This is a genomic window from Thalassospira sp. NFXS8 (assembly GCF_040148805.1).
Classification (GTDB): Bacteria; Pseudomonadota; Alphaproteobacteria; order Rhodospirillales; family Thalassospiraceae; genus Thalassospira.
The window spans coordinates 438107-455266 of the sequence record NZ_JAGEMF010000001.1 but is presented as its reverse complement, the minus strand read 5'-3'; the positions used below and the strand labels follow the sequence as shown (position 1 = coordinate 455266).

Genomic DNA, 17160 nt, shown 5'->3' with positions numbered 1-17160 from the left:
AACAGGGTTTTTGGGCGGGCAGCTTTATGGCGCCCGCCTTGACTTTTTAATCAACTGCCGAGCAGGGGAAAAAAATGCTGCCGCAGGAAATTATTCGTCGTAAACGTCAGGGTGATGTTTTAAGCGAAGATGAAATTGCTTTTTTTGTCAAAGGGATCGCTGACCTTTCTATTAGCGAAGGTCAGGTCGCCGCATTTGCCATGGCTGTGTTTTTTCAAGGCATGACAATGGACGAACGCGCGGCATTAACCCGTAATATGCGCGATTCCGGAACAGTGCTTGACTGGAAAAAACTGGGTTTGGAAAAGGGCCCGGTGGTGGATAAACATTCCACCGGTGGTGTCGGCGACAAGGTAAGCTTAATGCTGGGGCCGATTGTCGCGGCTTGCGGGGCTTATGTCCCGATGATTTCAGGTCGGGGATTGGGCCATACTGGTGGTACGCTGGATAAATTTGATTCCATTCCCGGGTATCGTACCGCGCCGGATCTGGCAGAATTTGCCAAGGTAACGCGCGAGGTTGGCTGCGCGATTATCGGCCAGACTGCGGATCTGGCCCCGGCGGACAAGCGGTTTTATGGTATTCGCGATGTTACGGCGACGGTTGAATCCATCCCGCTTATTACGGCGTCAATCCTGTCAAAAAAACTGGCGGCGGGGCTTGATGCGCTGGTGATGGATGTCAAATTTGGCTCTGGCGCTTTTATGAATGAATATGATCGCGCCCGTGAATTGGCCCAAAGCATTACCGAGGTTGCAACGCGGAACGGGGTGCCGACAACGGCCCTTTTGACCGACATGGACCAGGTACTGGGCGAAACAGTTGGCAATGCGCTGGAAATGAAAGAAGCGGTCGATTTTCTGACCGGTAAAACCCAGGAACAGCGCGTTTACGATGTGACCATGGCATTGGCCGCCGAAATGCTGGCATTGACCGGCATTGCCGCTGATGTCGCCGATGGTTTGCAAAAGGCTGCGGCTGCATTGTCGTCGGGGCGTGCCGCCGAGGTATTTGGCCGTATGGTTGGCGCTTTGGGCGGGCCTGTTGATTTTGTTGAAAATATTGACAAACATCAGGAAGCAGCGCCGATGGTGTCGGAAATTGCGGCGACCAAAACCGGGCGAATTATGTCGATGGATGCGCGCAAGGTGGGTTTGGCGCTGGTTGCTCTGAAAGGCGGGCGAACACGTGCCGATCAGGAAATTGATCATGCCGTTGGCTTCACCGATTTTGTTCGGGTTGGGCAAACAGTGTCGGCAGCATCGCCGTTATGTGTGGCGCATACCCGTGATGAAAACCAGGTGCGTCTGGCCGAAAAAATGTTACATGAGGCCATCGTGATCGGCGATGGCGATGTTGCAGAAACGGGCACTGCCGGTGCTGTGCGGGAACGAATTGTTGCCCAGCGGCCCGGCACGTGATGGCATAATTTCATTATCATGAAATAAGAACAGGGCCAGACATCAATTGTCTGGCCCTGTTCGTTTTGCATTATTTTGCCATATGGAATCAGGCGGCATCAGCCTTGATCAATTGCGCGGCTTTTTCGGCAATCATGATGGTTGGTGAATTGGTATTACCCGAAACAATCGTTGGCATGATCGAGGCATCCGCTACTCGCAGTCCGGCAATGCCATTGAACTTCAAGGTGAAGTCAACCACCGCATCGGGGTCTACCCCCATACGGCAGGTGCCCACAGGATGGAAAATAGTCGTGCCAATGTCGCCGGCGGCACGAACCAGATCATCTTCTGTTTCGTAAGTGGGACCGGGTTTAAATTCCTGCGGGTTATAGGGCTGCAATGCTTTTTGTGATGCGATCCGCCGGGTTTGGCGAATGGCATCAACCGCGACCTGCCGGTCGGCCTCGGCACTTAGGTAATTGGGCGCAATTGCAGGCTGTTGTTTGAAATCCGGACTGGTGAGATGAATGGAACCACGGCTTTCGGGGCGCAAATTACACACACTGGCAGTAAAGGCCGGAAACGGATGAACACTGTCGCCAAATTTATCAAGTGAAAGCGGTTGCACATGATATTGTAGATTTGGCATGTCATACGCACTGGACGAGCGTGTAAACATGCCAAGCTGACTGGGCGCCATCGACATTGGGCCAGATTGTTTGAACAGATATTCCAGCGCAATGGATGCTTTGCCAAACAGGGAGTTTGCCTGTTCGTTCAGGGTTTTGATATTTTCGACCTTATAGGCACAGCGCAATTGTAAATGGTCTTGCAGGTTTTCGCCGATCGATTTGTTTTCATGGGTAACGGCGATACCTGCTTTTTGTAAAACGTCGCCCCGGCCTATACCCGACAACTCCAGAATATGCGGGGATCCAACGGACCCGGCTGAAAGGATGATTTCGCGCCGCGCACGTACCGTGCGGATGGCGCCGTGATGATCAAATTCCACACCTACAGCACGGCCATTTTCAATAATCAGCCGACGAACCTGGGCATGGGTTTGCAGGTGCAAATTAGGGCGGTCCAGGGCAGGGCGCAGAAAGGCCTTGGCGGTGTTCCAGCGAATACCGCGGCGCTGGTTGACCTTGAAATAACTGGACCCTTCGTTGTTGCCCCGATTGAAATCGTCAATCTTGGCGAAACCGGCCTGTTCGGCGGCGTTCTGAAACGCATCAAGAATGTCCCAGTGCAGGCGGGCTTCTTCAACGCGCCATTCGCCGCCTTCGCCGTGCAACTCGTCCTTGCCCTGATAATAATCTTCCGATTTTTTAAACAGGGGTAAAATATCGTCCCAACCCCAGCCCTGACACCCTGCCTGACGCCACTGGTCATAGTCGGTAGCCTGACCGCGCATGTAAATCATGCCATTGATTGACGAACAGCCGCCCAGAACCTTGCCTCGTGGATACGAAAGTGAACGACCGTTTAACCCGGCTTCGTTTTCGGTTTTAAAACACCAGTCAACCTTTGGGTTGCCAATGCAATAAAGATAGCCGACGGGGATGTGGATCCACGGGTGACGGTCCTTGCCCCCGGCTTCAAGTAGCAGGGTGGTGGCATTGCCGATTTCTGACAGGCGGTTGGCGAGCGTACAGCCCGCCGAACCTGCTCCGACGATGATGTAGTCGAATGTTTCTTCGCTCATGAGGCGGCGACCTTACTGCTTTGTCCGTAAACCAAGACGGACACCCAAACGTGATGCATTAAATTCGCCAATAATGCCGCGACGAAACACCAGAACGCAGATCATAAAGATCAACCCGGTGAGAACGGTTACCGGAAAAGCCGATGCTGCCAGGTAGTTTTGCAGTGTCACGACAAATCCGGCACCAAAGATGGGGCCAAAAATCGTGCCAATGCCGCCCAGAAGGGTCATCAGAATAACCTCTCCAGACATTTGCCATGCAACGTCGGTCAGGGTGGCAAACTGGAACACCAGTGTCTTGGTGCCGCCCGCCAAACCGGCGAGGGCTGCCGACATGACAAAAGCACCCAGTTTGTATCGGCTAACCGAATAGCCAAGTGAAATGGCCCGGTCTTCGTTTTCACGGATGGATTTCAGGATCATGCCAAAGGGAGAATGCACGATGCGCCAGATGGCAAAAATACCAATGACGAAAATTCCCAGCACAAAGAAATACATGTTCAACGGCTGGTTCAGGTCGATAAAGCCAAATAAATGACCGCGCGGCACACCTTGCAGCCCGTCTTCACCGTGGGTAAATTCAGCTTGCAGGCAAAAGAAATAAAACATTTGTGCCAGTGCAAGTGTGACCATGGCAAAGTAAATGCCCTGGCGACGAATGGCAAAAATGCCCATTATTAACCCAAGGAAAGCTGCGCCGATAACCCCGATTAAAATGCCAATTTCCGGTGGGACGCCCCATTCCTTGACCGCGTAGGCAGTAAAATAGGAAGCGCCACCAAAAAATGCGGCATGGCCGAACGATAAAAGCCCGGTATAGCCCAGCAGCAGGTTGAATGCGCAGGCAAACAAGGCAAAGCACAGAACCTTCATCAGGAAAATCGGATAGAAAGTGAAGGGGGCAATGATCAACCCTAAAAGGGCGATTCCCAGCAATAGCAACTGGATACGGGTACCGGTGCTGGTGGTTGCAGTGGATGTCATGGAAGATGTTTTCATATCACGCATCCCGACCAAAAAGACCGGCAGGCCGGACCAGAAGAACCAGTGCCATGATGACAAAGATCACGATATTCGAGGCTTCGGGGTAAAAGACCTTGGTGAGGCCCTCAATGATGCCAAGGGCATAGCCCGTAACAATGGCCCCCATGATGGATCCCATGCCGCCAACCACAACAATGGCAAAAACCACAATGATCAGATTGGACCCCATAAGCGGGCTGACCTGATAAATCGGGGCGGCCATAATGCCGGCCAATGCGGCAAGGCCCGAGCCAAGACCGTATGTCAGGGTTAGCAAAAGTGGCACATTGATGCCAAAGGATTGCACCAGTATCGGGTTTTCTGTTGCCGCACGCAGATAGGCACCCAGCCGGGTTTTTTCGATCAGCAGCCATGTGCCAATGCATACGATCAGCGATGCAACGACGACCCAGCCACGATAGATTGGCAAATACATGAAACCAAGGTTTACCCCGCCACTCAGTAATTTTGGGGTGGCATAGGGTTGCCCGGATGACCCGTAAAAATAACGGAACGTTCCTTCGACCACCAACGCCAGACCAAAGGTAAATAGCAGACCATAAAGATGGTCCAGATTATAAAGGCGGCGCAGGGCAAAACGTTCAACGATAATCCCGGTAATGCCAACCACAATCGGAGCCAGAATAAGCGCAAACCAGTAATTTACGCCAAGCCAGGTAAGCAACAACATGCCCGCAAAGGCACCCATCATATATTGCGCCCCATGCGCAAAATTGATGACGCGCAGCAAGCCAAAAATAATTGCCAGGCCAAGGCTGAGCATTGCATAGAACGAGCCATTGATAAGCCCGATCAGCAATTGTCCCAGAAACGCCTGAATGGGAATTCCAAATATCATGATCACGGCGTTTAAACTCCTAGAACCTCGTGCAGCATATCCATGCGGTCGGGCAGTTCATTCGCATCAAATCCGGCTGAAACCAGGCCATGTTCCATCAGGTAAAACCTGTCGGCGATTTTGCTGGCGAACCTGAAATTCTGTTCAATCAGCAAAATGGTAATGCCGCGCTGTTTCAGGGTCTGTAAAACCTCGCCGATGCGCTGCACAATTACCGGTGCCAGCCCCTCTGTCGGTTCGTCAAGTAGCAGCATATCCACACCAATGCGCAACATACGGGCCATCGCCAGCATTTGTTGCTCACCGCCCGAAAGTTTGGTGCCCGAACTGGTTTTACGTTCATAAAGATTGGGAAACAGGTCGTATATTTCCTCGATGCTCATGCCGCTATTGGAAATTTTTGGCGGCAACATCAGATTTTCTTCAACGCTTAAAGTTGAAAAAATACCCCGTTCTTCGGGGACAAACCCCAAACCGGTTTTGGCGGTTTTATGTAAGGGCAGGCGCATCAGGTTATGGCCGTTAAATTCGATTTCGCCGGTGCGTTTGCGCAAGATGCCGACAATGGAACGCAATGTGGTGGTTTTGCCCACCCCGTTGCGCCCCAGAATGGTAACGGTTTCACCGCGCCGGACATTAAGGTTAACGCCGTGCAAAACATGGCTTTCGTCATACCAGGCATTCAAATCCCTGACGGACAGAAGGATTTCCTTGTCACTCATCGTCTGTCCCCATATAGGCAACTCTTACGCGTTCGTCGTTGCTGACGGTGTCATAATTGCCCTCGGCCAGAATTTCGCCGCGCTGAAGAACCGTGATGTGGTCGCACAGATCAGCCACGACCTTAAGGTTATGTTCCACCATCAGAACGGCACGGGTTCGTGCAACTTCGCGGATGATTTCGGCGACACGGCCCACATCTTCCTGACCCATGCCAGCCATAGGTTCGTCTAGCAGCAGTACCTTGGGGTCCAGCGACAGGGTGGTTGCAATTTCCAGCACGCGTTTTCGGCCATAAGACAAATCTGCAGCATAGCTATCGATGTCTTTTTCCAGCCCGACTGATGTCAAAAGTTCAACGGCCCGATCATTTAACCGATCCAGGGTGTTCATGGATCGCCAAAACTGAACCGCCAGTCCGCTCGGCCGTTGCAGGGCGACACGGACATTTTCCAAAACGGTCAAATGTGGAAAAACGGCGGAAATTTGAAATGATCGTACCAGCCCCATACGGGCCACACGGGCAGGTGCGGTTTTGGTAATATCTTGCCCCAGCAATGTGATTTTACCACTGGTGGGTTGAAGAAATTTTGTTAACAGGTTGAAAACAGTGGTTTTGCCTGCGCCATTCGGGCCGATCAGCGCATGCACCTTGGCGTGTTCGACATCAAGGTTGACATTGTTGACCGCGGTAAAGCCACCAAAATCGCGACGAAGGTCACGAGCGGAAAGAACCACTCGTGCCTCGTTCGCGTTTTGCGACATACCGGGATTTAGACGTTCTCCGGTTGCCATCATGTTTTTACTGCGCCAGCGCGCAGCCGCTTTCGGATGGTTTGATAAACGCCTTGTCGCCCGGAACGGTGGCAAGAACGTTGTAATAGTCCCAGTCGCCCTTCATTTCGGACGGCTTTTTGACTTCCATCAGATACATGTCGTAAATCATGCGGCCATTGGCGCCGACTTTACCGTTATGGGCAAAGACGTCATTGACCGGCATTTCATGCAGAGCCTTTGAAACGGCTTCGGTTTCGTCGGTACCGACTTCCTTGACAGCTTTAAGGTACTGCAATACGGCCGAATAGGTCCCAGCCTGAATCATGTTGGGCATGCGACCGGTACGGTCATGGAAGCGTTCGCCAAATTTACGTGATTCGTCGTTGCGATCCCAGTAGAACCCTTCGGTCAGCGACAGGCCTTGTGCAGCTTCGGCACCCAGACCATGAACTTCGGAGAGGGTAAATAACAAGGCCGCAAGGCGTTGACCGCCCTGAACAATGCCAAATTCCGATGCCTGTTTGATGGCATTGGCGGTATCAAGGCCTGCATCAGCAAGGCCGATGACCTTGGCACCCGATGCCTGTGCCTGGAGCAGGAAGGATGAAAAGTCGGTGCTGGAAAGCGGATGACGAACCGACCCCAGAACCTTGCCGCCATTGTCGGTGACAAATTTCGAGGTTTGTTCTTCCAGTGAATAGCCAAAGGCGTAATCGGCGGTCAGGAAGTACCAGGTATCGCCACCGTTTTCGACCAGCGCCCCACCGGTACCCACTGCCAGTGCATGGGTGTCATAGGCCCAATGGAAACCGTAAGGCGAGCATTGATCACCGGTGAGGGCGGTTGTTGCCGCGCCGGTAACGATGTCGATCTTTTTCTTTTCCTTGGAAATACCCTGAACAGCCAGCGCAACTGACGATGTGGTCAGTTCCATGATGGCGTCAACCTTGTCTTCGTCATACCACTGACGGGCAATGTTGGCTGCTACATCAGGCTTGTTCTGATGGTCTGCCGTGATGACTTCGATTTTTTTATCCAGAACCGTGCCGCCGAAATCTTCAACAGCCATTTTCGCTGCTTCATAAGACCATTTGCCGCCGAAATCTGCATACACGCCGGATTGGTCGTTTAGAATACCAATTTTAACGATATCGTCGGAAACACCAGCCGCATAAGCCGGAAATGCAGCAGCGGCCGCCATGACGGCAACGGATGCCATCGCGAGTTTCTTCATCTGAGGTTCCTCCCTAACTGAACCATGTTGTTACCGTCCTTCATGGTGAAGAACGGGTGACGTTCCTGTTTCCCGAAAACTGTTTTGACCACTGGTCATACGACAGCGGCGGGACAGGTGACGGATAGGCGTACACTGTGCCGTGCACTTGTTTGTTTTTGTAACGCACCGGAATTTATGTCGATGCCCTGATAGTGTTCACCTGCGCTGACATTGCGGCAAGTGACGTTATTGTTTTGTTGTTCGATATGAACGCTAACATTGACGAAAACGTCAACAAATATATAATTTTGGACATTATCTGTACAAAAATGAACAGAAGGCTGGATGAACAATTTTTCGTGGGATGATTTACAGTATTTTTTGGCTGTTGCACGTGACGGGCAACTCTCTGCTGCGGCACGGCGATTACGCACCAGTCATGTCACCGTTGCCCGGCGCATTGACCGGCTGGAACAACGTTTGGGGGCCAAACTTTTTGAACGGAACCCGCGCGGATATGTTTTAACCCCCTTAGGTGCACGTTTAATGGGGCCGACCGAAATGATGGCCCAGGAAGCCGATAAATTGCTGGGCGAGGTGGGCACCGGGTCTTTTGCCCTAAGCGGTGTTGTGCGCTTTAGTGTGCCGGAAGGTTTCGGCAATTTTTTTATTGGTGAAAAATTGCCGTTTTTTGCCAAACGCCACCCCAGTCTGGCGATTGAAATGGTCAATATTCAGCAGATTGTTTCACTTTCCAGGCGCGAAGCCGATATTTCGGTGGCACTCAACACGCCCAAAACCGGGTCCTATCATCGCGAAAAAATCTCCAGCTACGCATTATATGTTTATGGATCAAAACAATATCTGGCCGGGCATCCTCCCATCACGGATCGCGCGCAACTGGCGGAACATCCTTTTGTCGGGTACATCGAAGACATGATTTTTACCCAGGAGCTGAACTATCTGGGTGAACTGCTGCCGGGGTTGCGTGCGGGCTATCAAAGTTCCAGCGTTTTTGCCCAGCTAAAGGCCACACGGGCCGGTTTTGGATTATGTATTTTACCCTATTTTATGGCCGTTGATTTTGATGATTTGATACCGGTTTTGCCTGCAACGGTTAAAATCATGCGAGATTACTGGATGGTTTGCCATAGCGACATGATCAACGTCGCGCGGATTCGATTGCTGGCCGATTTTATCCGAGAAGAAACCCACGCCGCCTCTGATTTACTAACAGCGGCACACATGCCCGATACCCCTGATTTTTAGAACCATTCAACCACTGGCGCGGTTTCAATTGCCAGAAACGGCCCCTCCGCTAAACATTGCCAACGGTATTTGCCGTTTTAATAAATGTGTGCGAAGGGGCGGCAATGATCCGTTTTCCATTAATCGATCGCTTGCCGATTTCGGGCACGGCGGCAAACCCGGCATCACCCCGGCGGCCGGGCAGCGTGCGGCGTATAATCGGGTTGGTAGCGGGGCCATTGGTTTTTGCCGGTTTTCTGGTGTTTTCGCCACCTGGTGATGTACCGGTTGCTGCATGGCATACCGCAGGTCTTGCCAGTTTGATGGCAATATGGTGGCTCAGCGAGGCCATTCCATTGGCGGCAACAGCCCTGTTGCCGTTGGCTCTTGGCGCGGTTCTGGGTGTTGGAACCACCGACGACATCAGTACCAATTACGCCAACCCGCTGATCTTTATGTTTTTTGGCGGTTTTGTCATTGCCCTGGCGATGGAAAGATGGAATTTACATTTGCGGATCGCCCTTATGATCATTGGCAAGGTCGGGTTTCATCCTTCAGCATTGGTGGCCGGGTTTATGGCGGCAACCGCATTCTTGTCGATGTGGGTCAGCAATACCGCGACAGCAACCATGATGTTACCGGTGGCTGTTTCGCTGATTACGCTTTTCAGCAATTTTGATCGCAGCCAAAATCAGGACAGAACCGAACCGGGTGGCCCGTCAGACATGCCGGTAAAAACAGACGAAAATGCTGATGCCCCTCTGCCCGAAGACGGGTTAAGCCCGGCTACACATAATCTTGCGCGCTGCTTGCTGCTTGCCATTGCCTATGGGGCCGGGATCGGCGGGGTGGGTACCCTTATTGGCACCCCGCCCAATGCCTTGCTGGCCGGGTATATGGCGCAAAATTACGGCATCACAATCGGGTTTGGCCAATGGATGCTGGTCGGCGTGCCCTTTGCCGCAATCTTGCTGGTGATTTGCTGGTATTTGTTATGTCGGGTTATTTATCCGTTAAGTGATCATTTGCCTGATTCTGTTGAAATAGCATTGAAGGAACGGATTGCCCGGTTGGGGCCGATGGGTGGGGGCGAAAAGCGTGTTGCTATTGTATTTGTGGCAACGGCATTGTTGTGGTTATTCCGCCCGTTAATCAGCCAGATTTTTCCGCACATTGCATTGAGCGATGCCGCGATTGCGGTTTTTGCCGCCATTTGCTTGTTTGCTCTGCCAGTACGTGCGCGGCAAAACCTGTATGTGCTGGACTGGAAGGCAACATTGCGGTTGCCATGGGGGATATTGTTACTGGTAGGGGGCGGGTTGTCTCTTGGTGCCCTGATTAGCGATACCGGCCTCGCCAGGGTTATTGCGTTGAACATGCAGGCAATGCCTGAAATGCCATTGATGTTGCAAATATGTCTGATTGCCACCGTTATCATTCTGGTTAGCCATTTAACCTCCAACACGGCGACAGCGGCAACCTTTATGCCCTTGCTGGCGACTTATGCGATCGGCGAGGGGATTGATCCCATGATTATGGTCGTGCCAGTGACACTGGCGGCAAGTTGTGCGTTTATGTTGCCGGTTGCGACACCCCCCAACGCCATCGTTTTTGGCAGTGGTTATTTAAAAATAGACGATATGGTGCGGGCCGGGTTGCTATTGAATATTTGCGCACTGGTTTTGCTGGTGATATTGGCCATCGTGCTGGTGCCGTTTGTATTTTGATTTTGGGCAATGGTCTTGCATCTTTTGTCCGATCCCCGCATTTTAGAACCTGCGAAAGACAACAACCCCTTATAAAATCAAATTCGCCGGATCGGAGCAAAAATGGGTAAATTAGACAGGCGTCGCCGCGAAATTCTGGAAAAAGTTGCCGCAAGCGGCTTTATGACAATTGATGCCCTGGCGACGCATTTCGATGTTACCCCGCAAACAATCCGGCGTGATATTAATGAAATGGCCGAAGAGGGCCTGATTGCACGCTATCATGGCGGGGCGGCCAGCCAGTCTACTACGGAAAACACCGCCTATACTGACCGTCAGGTCTTGAACCTGGATGCCAAACGAAAAATTGCCCGTCTGGTGGCCCAGCATATCCCCGAAGGCGCATCTTTATTTATCAATATCGGCACGACAACAGAAGAAGTCGCCCGTGCCCTGTCTGATCATAAAAACTTGAAAATTATTACCAATAATCTTCATGTTGCCGAAATTTGCGCCGCAAATCCCGGGTTTGAGGTGATCATTGCCGGGGGGGTGGTGCGGCAGCGCGATTTTGGCATTATTGGCGAGGCAACCATCGACTTTATCAGCCAGTTCAAGGTGGATTATGCCATCATCGGCATTTCAGGCGTTGATGAAGATGGTAGCCTGATGGATTTTGACTATCGTGAAGTGCGGGTTGCCCGGGCAATTATCTCCAATTCCCGGCAAACGTTTTTATGTACAGATATATCGAAATTTGGTCGCCGGGCGATGGTGCGCCTTGGGCATTTATCCGAAGTTGATGCCCTGTTTACCGATATTGCGCCAGGAAAGGCGTGGGACAGTATTCTGGAGCAAGCTGATTTGTCGGTTTATTGCGCTGATTAACAATCTTTCCGCATGACGAAATTCAGGTGCTAAAAGCCTCTCCTGCGCGCCAGGCGGGCAGGGAGGTTATTGCAGCAAGATGCCCGGTGTTACGTTAATTTCACGGTCATCATGCGACCAGATGTTGACCTCTATTTTGGGTTCGCATGGCAATCGGCCCCTGGGATGATCCGCTAAGCATTTGTGTCAGATGCGGGTTTTGGGCTGTTTCAACCTGGTTGCGCGAGCCGGACCAGTAAACACGACCTTCATGCATCATGGTAAGGTAATCATAGCGATTACGTGCAATTTCCATGTCATTGGTTACAGTAATAACCGTTGTCATCCGCTTTTTGGCGATGGTTTCAATCATGTTTTCAATATGATTGGACAATACCGGGTCCAGTCCTGCTGTCGGATTGTCGAGCAACAGAATTTCGGGGTCATTGGCAATGGCACGGGCAATGCCAACGCGCTTTTGCATCCCGCCAGACAAATCGGATGGGCGCAGTTTGCTGCTGTCCGGGTCGAGGCCAACCAAACCTAGCAGATCAACGGCTTTATCACGCGCATCTTTGCGTTTAAGGGTTCCGTTTTCGATAAGCTGGAAACACACATTTTGCCAGATGGGCAGGCTGTCAAACAGGGCATTTTGTTGAAACAACATGCCAATTTTATCGGTCCAGTGGCCTTGGTCAGCGGGTTGTTTTTCAGAAATATCCTGACCGTTGATCAGAATGTTACCTTGATCAACGGGATAAATACCTGCAAGGCATTTTAGCAGCACACTTTTACCGGCCGCCGATGGCCCGATGATTGCCATTGTCTGCCCCCGGTCAAGGGAAAGACTGACATTATCCAGCACAGTATGGGAGCCGAATTTTTTACCGACTTTTTCCAGTTGCAAAAAGGCCGGACCATTTGATTTTGAATTTTCGTCGTTATCGCTGGGGAATGTCATGGGGCAATCAATGTTATCGGAATACAAGGGTTGCCGATAGTCGCTGCTTGGTGGGCCGGGTGCAAGGATGAAATGTGTGAAATGCGAAACGGCCCCGAAAATTTCGGGGCCGTTTGCGTGTTCAGACCAAATTTGTCGATTAGTGCGACAGAATCTGGCTTAAGAACAGTTTGGTGCGGTCGCTTTTGGGATTGTCAAAAAAGTCATGGGGCTCGCCCATTTCAACAATCTCGCCAGCATCCATAAACACGACACGGTCGGCAACTTCCTTGGCAAAGCCCATTTCATGCGTCACGCACAGCATGGTCATGCCTTCTTTTGCCAGTTCAACCATCACGTCCAGCACTTCCTTGACCATTTCCGGGTCAAGTGCCGATGTCGGCTCGTCAAACAGCATGATTTTAGGCTGCATGCATAATGAGCGGGCAATGGCAACACGCTGTTGTTGACCACCTGAAAGCTGGCCCGGGAATTTATGGGCCTGTTCGGCGATGCGAACACGTTGCAGATAGTGCATGGCAAGTTCAATGGCTTCTTTCTTCGGGGTCTTGCGAACCCAGATCGGTGCCAGTGTCAGGTTTTCCAGTACCGTCATGTGCGGGAACAGGTTGAAATGCTGGAACACCATGCAAACCTCGCGGCGCACGGCTTCGATGTTTTTCACATCATCGCCCAGCAAAATGCCATCCACCGTGATTTCGCCCGTCTGATAGGCTTCAAGCCGGTTCAGGCAGCGGATCAGGGTGGATTTTCCCGAACCCGAAGGTCCGCAGATGACAATACGTTCACCTTTGCGAACTGTAAGGTCCACATCCTTTAGAACGTGAAAGTTGCCATACCACTTGTTCGCCTTGTTGATGGTGATCACATCTTCATCGGACGGCGGCGGAGCAACTTTATTCATGGTTTCAGTAGCAGTCATTTTGTTTTTCCTCTCTCCTCACCGGCGCTCGCCCTTGCGCAGTTCTTTTTCAAGATATGCGGAATAGCGGCCCATCGAGTAACAGATCAGGAAGAAGATCGCGGCAGCGAAAACGTAACCTTCGACATAGTAGCGGGTCCAGGCAGGGTCACTGCGCAGGGCCAGTTTCACGGCCCCCAAAAGATCGAACAGGCCGATAATGACAACCAGTGTCGTGTCTTTTAGCATCGAGATGAAGCTGTTGACCGTTGGCGGGATCACCAACCGCAATGCTTGCGGCAGAATGATCAGTCGCATGGACTGCCAATAGGAAAGGCCAAGCGAATCACCGGCTTCAAACTGGCCGCGTGGAACGGCTTGCAAGCCACCCCGGAATACTTCGGCCAAATAGGCCGCAGTAAACAGGATAATGCCGATCTGGGCACGCAGAAGCTTGTCGATTGAAACGCCATCGGGCAAAAACAGCGGGAACATGACAGATGCCATGAACAACACCGTAATTAGCGGCACACCACGAATGACTTCGATATAAACCACCGACAGGGTCTTGATTGCCGGCATGTTCGACTGACGGCCAAGGGCCAGCAGCAGGCCAAGCGGAAAGGCAAAGACAATACCGATTGTCGACAGGATCAAGGTCAGTGGCAAACCGCCCCATGAGCTGTTTTGAACGTAGGTGAGGCCAAGCATGCCGCCCCACATCAAAATAGCAATCACGGGAATGCCAACCACCCACATCGGAATGATCAGTTTCTGCATGCGCGGATATTTAACGCCGGCAAGGCTGGCGATAATTACACCAAACAGAACGATCATGGCCAGAAGCGGACGCCATTGTTCGTCGTAGGGATAAACACCGAACAGGATCAGGCGCAGGTTCGCGTTAACGAAACCCCAGCAGGCACCCGTAACCGCACGACATGCATCAATGCTAGGGGTGAGTGTGGAATTGACAAAGGCCCATTCAATGATCGGTGGCACGATCCACAGAACAAAGGCAATAGAAAGCAATGTCAAAAGTGAATTGAACCAGCTGTTAAACAGGTTCTTGCGAACCCAGGTAACAGAACGTTGGCCGACGGTACCAACCGGGCCCGGTGGTAGTTTGAGACTGTTTGCCATCTTACCTCTCCACCAATGCCATTTTCTTGTTAAACCAGTTCATGAACAGTGACGTGATCAGGCTAAGGCCCAGGTAAACTGCCATATAAATCGATATTGCCTCGATCGCCTGGCCTGTCTGGTTCATGGTGGTATTCGAAACCGACACCAGATCGGGATAGCCAACTGCAACAGCAAGAGAGCTGTTTTTGGTCAGGTTCAGATACTGGTTGGTCAGCGGCGGAATGGCAACGCGCATCGATTGCGGCAAAATAATTTTCCGCAATGAAACAGAACGTTTCAGGCCAAGGCTGTCAGCGGCCTCCCATTGCCCATTGGGAACGGCTTCAATCCCGGACCGGACAACTTCGGCAACATAGGTTGACGTGTAAATTGTCAGGCCGATCAGTACCGACAGGAATTCGGGCGAGATATTGTAGCCACCACGAATGTTAAAGCCCTGCAGGGACGGAATATCCATTGCTGTTGGCGCGCCACCGGCGATGTAGGCAATAAGCACTAAGCCGACAAAAATGCCAAGGCTTGCCCACACGATCGGGAAGGGTTGACCTGTTTCATCAAGGCGTTTTGTTGCCCATTTTTTTAGGAAATAAATGACAACCAACGCGATGATAGCGGCAATGCCCATAAAGTCGTAAGCATTGTCAGCGACAGGGACGGGGATATACATCCCGCGGTTTGTTAGCAGGACATCGGGTAGGGGCTGGAAAGCATTCCGCGCGGCCGGGAAGGCACCGGGAATAATTGCATACCAGAAAAAAAGCTGCAACAGGACCGGAATGTTCCGGAATGTCTCGACATAGACGGTCGCGAGTTTACGAACGATCCAGTTCGAGGAAAGGCGTGCCACACCAAAGATCGTGCCAATGATGGTGCACAATATAATGCCGAGAAATGCCACCTTGACGGTGTTGAGAAAGCCGACCATTAACGCCGTTGCGTAATTGCTTTGGGGCGTATAGTCGATCATGCTTTCGCTGATCCCGAACGACGCTTCCAGATTAAGGAAGCCATAACCGGTTGAGATGTTTTGCCGTTCCAGATTTGCCAGTGTGTTGGAAACCAGGTACCAGCCTGCCAATATGACGAGGGCAATCGCGACGATCTGATAAATTACGGCGCGAACATTTTCGTCATTCAGGTAATCGGTCAGGCTTTTGGAACGGACACCCCCCGGGGCCTTTTGAGTCTTACTCATCTGTCCCTCAGGTGTAGATTGTATCCAATATGCAGATGCTGTAACGAAAAGCTCCGCCCCGGCAAGGAAGGCCAGTGGGCGGAGCTAATTTCGTCTACGAAGACCGGAACGATTAACGGACCGGCATTGCGTACTGCAGACCACCATCAGTCCACAAAGCGTTCAGACCACGTTCGAGGCCCAGCTTTGCAGTTACGTTGGCTTTATAGCTTTCGCCATAGTTACCAACCTGTTTGATGATGCGGTATGCCCATTCTTCGTCAACACCAAGAGCTTCGCCCATGCCCGGAGACACACCCAGCAAACGCTGGATACTCGGATTTTCGCTCTTCTTCATATCGTCAACATTCTCGCTGTTGACACCGAGTTCTTCGGCTTCAACCATCGCCATCAGCGACCAGCGAACCAGATCAGCCCACTGATCGTCGCCCTGTGCGACAGACGGACCAAGCGGTTCTTTGGAAATGATTTCCGGCAGGATCACATAGTCATCCGGGTTCGGAGCCATGGTCTGACGAACAGATGCGAGACCCGAAGCATCGGTGGTGTAAACATCGCAACGACCAGCAAAGAAAGCGGCAGTGGTTTCGTTGATGTTTTCGATAACGACCGGCTCAAAGCTCATGCCTTTAGCGCGGAAGTAGTCAGCAAGGTTGAGCTCGGTGGTGGTGCCCGGTTCAACGCAAACAGTGGCGCCATCAAGCTCGGTAGCGTGCGAAACGCCAAGTGCTTTCGGGACCAGGAAGCCCTGGCCATCATAATAGTTAACACCGCCGAACGTCAGGCCCAGCTTTGCATCGCGGGTCAGGGTCCAGGTGGTGTTACGCGACAGAATGTCGATTTCGCCCGATTGCAGAGCGGTGAAACGCTGAGCTGCAGTCATCGGGGTGTACTGAACTTTTTCGGCGTCACCCAGAAGTGCTGCTGCCACTGCACGGCAAACATCAACGTCAAGGCCTTCCCATTTGCCTTCCGCATTTGCAGCAGAGAAACCCGGCAAGCCGGTATTCACGCCGCACTGAACGAAACCTTTGGCCTTGATGCCGTCAAGTGCAGCGCCTGCATGGGCGTTGTTTGCGGCGATGGCAGCAACAGACATTGCGCCAGCGGCCAGGATCGTTTTCATTTTCATTTATTAGCTCCCTCATTAGCAAAGCATTCTTAATGGCTTTGGTAACTTCTATGCCACCCCAGACATGCCAAAACAGCATATCTGTTCTGTCCTTTTGTTGAGGACAGCCAAATTAAGGAATTTTAGGGCCGTATGTGTCAAGTATGAAAAATATTTTCGCTTCAAAATGAAGGGCAATTTTCGGCATGAAAATGGAACGTTTGGGTAATCTTATTAGCTTTGAAAATCGCAAATCTGATGCAAACGTATAGAAAACTCTTTTATATCAATAGATTGTATTCCTGTCTTTTTGGACAGG

General features: G+C 51.6%; 15 protein-coding genes. 4 read left to right on the top strand and 11 right to left on the bottom strand.

The genetic code is table 11. The annotated features are described in order from the left end of the window. Positions 1–74 precede the first annotated feature (74 nt). Positions 75–1421, top strand: a complete 1347-nt coding sequence (gene deoA, locus J4E05_RS02085) for a thymidine phosphorylase (protein WP_349592023.1) — start codon at positions 75–77, stop codon at positions 1419–1421. Between the two features lie 88 nt (positions 1422–1509). Here deoA and J4E05_RS02080 read toward each other — a convergent pair whose 3' ends face one another. Genes J4E05_RS02080 through J4E05_RS02055 form a run of 6 tightly spaced genes read right to left on the bottom strand, consistent with a single transcriptional unit; the run spans position 1510 to position 7724 of the window. Next, positions 1510–3111 carry a GMC family oxidoreductase gene (locus J4E05_RS02080; RefSeq protein WP_349592021.1) on the bottom strand — a complete coding sequence of 534 codons (1602 nt, stop codon included), beginning with the start codon at positions 3109–3111 and terminating at the stop codon, positions 1510–1512. A gap of 12 nt (positions 3112–3123) precedes the next feature. Next, positions 3124–4110: a branched-chain amino acid ABC transporter permease gene (locus tag J4E05_RS02075; protein ID WP_417844865.1), complete on the bottom strand. Its 987-nt coding sequence runs from the start codon at positions 4108–4110 to the stop codon at positions 3124–3126. Between the two features lies 1 nt (position 4111). Beyond that, positions 4112–4993 (bottom strand): branched-chain amino acid ABC transporter permease, encoded by an 882-nt coding sequence (locus J4E05_RS02070; protein ID WP_503012330.1) that lies wholly within the window; start codon positions 4991–4993, stop codon positions 4112–4114. An 11-nt stretch (positions 4994–5004) separates the two neighbouring features. Then, positions 5005–5715: an ABC transporter ATP-binding protein gene (locus J4E05_RS02065; protein WP_349592019.1), complete on the bottom strand. Its 711-nt coding sequence runs from the start codon at positions 5713–5715 to the stop codon at positions 5005–5007. Then, positions 5708–6508 (bottom strand): ABC transporter ATP-binding protein, encoded by an 801-nt coding sequence (locus J4E05_RS02060; RefSeq protein WP_246833003.1) that lies wholly within the window; start codon positions 6506–6508, stop codon positions 5708–5710. Before J4E05_RS02060 ends, J4E05_RS02065 begins: the two co-directional genes overlap by 8 nt. A gap of 7 nt (positions 6509–6515) precedes the next feature. Continuing rightward, entirely contained in the window at positions 6516–7724 is a 1209-nt protein-coding gene (locus J4E05_RS02055) for an ABC transporter substrate-binding protein (RefSeq protein ID WP_085592950.1), read from the bottom strand. 327 nt (positions 7725–8051) lie between these two features. Between J4E05_RS02055 and J4E05_RS02050 the strand changes: the two genes are divergently transcribed. The 3 genes from J4E05_RS02050 to J4E05_RS02040 all read left to right on the top strand — a co-directional run bounded on the left by J4E05_RS02050 (position 8052) and on the right by J4E05_RS02040 (position 11548). Beyond that, the gene (locus tag J4E05_RS02050; protein ID WP_349592017.1) at positions 8052–8975 is read left to right on the top strand and encodes a LysR family transcriptional regulator; all 924 of its coding nucleotides are present in this window, start codon (positions 8052–8054) and stop codon (positions 8973–8975) included. Positions 8976–9079: 104 nt separating this feature from the next. Then, positions 9080–10681, top strand: coding sequence for an SLC13 family permease (locus J4E05_RS02045; protein WP_349592015.1), 1602 nt, complete (start codon positions 9080–9082; stop codon positions 10679–10681). 102 nt (positions 10682–10783) lie between these two features. Continuing rightward, complete coding sequence (locus tag J4E05_RS02040) at positions 10784–11548, top strand: DeoR/GlpR family DNA-binding transcription regulator (RefSeq protein ID WP_085592956.1); 765 nt, start codon at positions 10784–10786, stop codon at positions 11546–11548. A gap of 109 nt (positions 11549–11657) precedes the next feature. On the opposite strand, the gene J4E05_RS02035 is transcribed toward J4E05_RS02040, so the two are convergent. From J4E05_RS02035 to J4E05_RS02015, 5 genes are all read right to left on the bottom strand, one after another. After that, complete coding sequence (locus tag J4E05_RS02035; RefSeq protein WP_085592958.1) at positions 11658–12488, bottom strand: ABC transporter ATP-binding protein; 831 nt, start codon at positions 12486–12488, stop codon at positions 11658–11660. A gap of 139 nt (positions 12489–12627) precedes the next feature. Further along, positions 12628–13392, bottom strand: coding sequence for an amino acid ABC transporter ATP-binding protein (locus tag J4E05_RS02030; RefSeq protein WP_168184925.1), 765 nt, complete (start codon positions 13390–13392; stop codon positions 12628–12630). Between the two features lie 36 nt (positions 13393–13428). Continuing rightward, positions 13429–14532 (bottom strand): amino acid ABC transporter permease, encoded by a 1104-nt coding sequence (locus J4E05_RS02025; protein ID WP_349592012.1) that lies wholly within the window; start codon positions 14530–14532, stop codon positions 13429–13431. 1 nt (position 14533) lies between these two features. Next, on the bottom strand, positions 14534–15730 hold the full coding sequence (locus tag J4E05_RS02020) for an amino acid ABC transporter permease (RefSeq protein WP_349592010.1): 1197 nt from the start codon (positions 15728–15730) through the stop codon (positions 14534–14536). Between the two features lie 112 nt (positions 15731–15842). Continuing rightward, positions 15843–16862 (bottom strand): amino acid ABC transporter substrate-binding protein, encoded by a 1020-nt coding sequence (locus J4E05_RS02015; RefSeq protein ID WP_349592008.1) that lies wholly within the window; start codon positions 16860–16862, stop codon positions 15843–15845. Positions 16863–17160 lie beyond the last annotated feature (298 nt).